This window comes from Micromonospora craterilacus, assembly GCF_003236315.1.
GTDB classification, from domain to species: domain Bacteria; phylum Actinomycetota; class Actinomycetes; order Mycobacteriales; family Micromonosporaceae; genus Micromonospora; species Micromonospora craterilacus.
Map to the genome: position 1 here is coordinate 1 of NZ_POTY01000423.1, position 2,553 is coordinate 2,553.

General features: G+C 70.6%; 4 protein-coding genes and 1 pseudogene. All 5 read left to right on the forward strand.

The window, feature by feature from the left end; translation table 11 throughout:
• Window positions 1–45: 45 nt before the first annotated feature.
• A pseudogene (locus tag C1I95_RS33345) lies at window positions 46–228 on the forward strand (RRQRL motif-containing zinc-binding protein); the annotation flags it as partial.
• Window positions 225–515, forward strand: coding sequence for a hypothetical protein (locus C1I95_RS33350; RefSeq protein WP_111220042.1), 291 nt, complete (start codon window positions 225–227; stop codon window positions 513–515). The pseudogene C1I95_RS33345 and the gene C1I95_RS33350, both read left to right, overlap by 4 nt.
• Window positions 502–1,392, forward strand: coding sequence for a DUF2637 domain-containing protein (locus tag C1I95_RS33355; RefSeq protein ID WP_111220044.1), 891 nt, complete (start codon window positions 502–504; stop codon window positions 1,390–1,392). Before C1I95_RS33350 ends, C1I95_RS33355 begins: the two co-directional genes overlap by 14 nt.
• Window positions 1,389–1,658: a hypothetical protein gene (locus tag C1I95_RS33360; RefSeq protein ID WP_111220046.1), complete on the forward strand. Its 270-nt coding sequence runs from the start codon at window positions 1,389–1,391 to the stop codon at window positions 1,656–1,658. Before C1I95_RS33355 ends, C1I95_RS33360 begins: the two co-directional genes overlap by 4 nt.
• Window positions 1,658–2,553 (forward strand): replication initiator (locus C1I95_RS33365; RefSeq protein WP_325048893.1); only part of this gene is annotated, 896 nt, incomplete at its 3' end. The genes C1I95_RS33360 and C1I95_RS33365, both read left to right, overlap by 1 nt.

The window sequence follows — 2,553 nt, forward strand, 5'->3', positions numbered from 1 at the left end:
GATGAGCGCTAGTCTCGTGGGCTCGGAGATGTGTATAAGAGCCAGGCCTACCTCTACCGCCTCGACTGGGCCAAGCCCAAGCGCACCGCCACCCCCGCGCAGCGGGAGGCCATCGCTAAGGCGCTGCTCGCCCGTCGCACCTGCCGCGTGTGCGGCGAGGTGAAGCCCTACTACATCCCCCGCCGCTACGGCGAATGCCTCGACTGCCACGAAGGGAGCCCGTCATGACCTTCGGCCCCATCGACTCGTGTCTGTGGTGCATCGACCAATGCACCCCCGCCGGCATCCACGACATCCTCGGCCCTGTCTACGTGCCCTGCCCCACCTGCCTCGGCCCCTGCCAGCTGTGTGAGGGCGAGGGACTGTTCCCGGCGGACTTCGCCTGCCTGCCCTGCTTCCGGCAGCAGATGGCCGCCCTCGGGCTGGCGCCGATCATGTGCGCCCATTGCTCCGGCGTGGTCGACCTCATCCCCACCGATACCCACCCGGAGGTGATCCCTCATGGCGACCACTGAGCCCGGCACTGTCACCGAGCAGTTCGCCGCCGAGTACGCCCGCAACGCCGTACCCACCATGTTGAAGGCGATCGCGTCGGTCAAGCGGTACAACCGGTTCGTCTTGCTCGGCGCCCTGGCAACGAGCTATCTGCACCAGGCCCACTACCTGTGGACCCAGAACGCCGGCTACTTCGCCTACCTGGTGCCGCTGATCTTCGACGCCGCGATGGTGTCCATGCTCACCGTCGTCCGCACCTCCGGCATCGCCCGCGATGCGAAACGCGGCGCCCTGGTCGTCTTCGCCGCCGCCGCGCTTCTGTCGGCCACCATCAACTTCGCCTCACCCGGCCGCCTCGGCCTGCGGCTGGTCTTCGCCCTGGTCGTCGTCCTCGTCATCGGCGTCGAACTCGTCGCCGGACGCATCCGACCCGACTTCGCCGCCATCGAAGCCGAAGCCTCCGCCCTCCTCACCGCCGCCCGTGACCTTGCGGCCAAGAATCAGCAGACCACCGAACCCATCGACGCCCCGGCCACGCCGGAGGACCACACGCCGGCTCCTGCGCCGGCTGTCGACACCGTCCCGGCACCGTCGCCGGTCGTCGACAACGTCCCGGCGCCCTCGCCGGTCGTCGCCACCCCGCCGGCCCCAACGCCGGCCGTCATCGAGGCACCCATCACCCCTGTGCCGATCGTCCGGCCCGAGGTGCCCGCGCACCTGATCCCCACCGCCCGGTTCGTCATCGGCCGCCACGAGCAGAGCACCGGCCAACCCATCACCCCGGACGAGCTGGCCGACCTGCTGACCGTTGCTCCCGACATCGCCCGGGAACTCCTTCACGCCATCAACGGCCACAGCACGGCCATCAACGGCACGCCCGTTGGTGGTGCCCGATGATCATCTACCTCGTCGACATCGAACACGTCACCCACACCTGCCCGGCACAGCCGGAACCACACCCGTTCGACACCCGCCGCACCGTCATCGACACCATTCCCGGCGGAGAATGCCGGACACCGGTCACCATCCGCTGCGGCGGGACGACCGTCACCATCCCGTGTTACCGGCATGAGCCGGCCAAGCGGCAATGCGGCCCCTGCCGCATCATCGTGCGCGAACGCACCATCACCACCCGCCCCCACACCCTCGGGGTTGCGGCTTGATGGCGTCGACGCTGGAACTCACACCCCGCGCCTCGGCCCGGGGTGTGGGCTCGAACGCCGACACCACCCCACCGGTCTACGCCTACACCGCCGCCGGCTCCGCCTTCGAACGGACGACCCGACCCGACTACTACGGGTGGCTGGACCACGTCCGCGCCGCCGCCGGCTGCACCCGGCCCATCCGCCTCGCCGGCCAGCTCCTCACCGTCGAGCAGTCCACCGGCCGGGTTGTCGACCAGCGGCACACCGACGGAATGCCGGACGCCGCGATCTACACCGCCTGCGGCAACCGCCGCGCTACCGTCTGCCCGTCCTGCGCGCACACCTACCAACGCGACGCCTACCAACTCCTACGCGCCGGCCTCGTCGGCGGCAAAGGCGTCCCCGAAACGGTCGCCGCCCATCCGGCGGTGTTCGCCACCTTCACCGCCCCGTCCTTCGGCACCGTTCACGCCCGAGTCGTCAAGCGGCACACCTGCGCGAGTCGCAAGCGCTGCGACTGCCGGGCCGAACCGTGCCACGCCCGCCGCGCCACCGACCCGGCCGCCGGCCTCTGCCCCCACGGCCGCCCCGCCGTCTGCTGGGCCAGACACGAAACCGGTGACGCCGTGCTCGGCCGGCCGCTATGCCTGGGCTGCTACGACCACGACCACCAGGCCGTCTGGAACCTGTTCTCCGGCGAGCTGTGGCACCGCACCAAGCAAGCCGCGGAACGCTGGCTGGCCAAACTCGCCCGCCGACGCGGTATCCCCCGCGTCGCGGTCATCACCGCCTCCGGCAAGACCCGCACGGTCGCCCCGGTCCGGCTCTCACCCGGCAAGGTCGCCGAACTTCAGGCGCGGGGAGCGGTGCACTTCCACGCCATCGCCCGCCTCGACGGCGTCCACCCCACCGA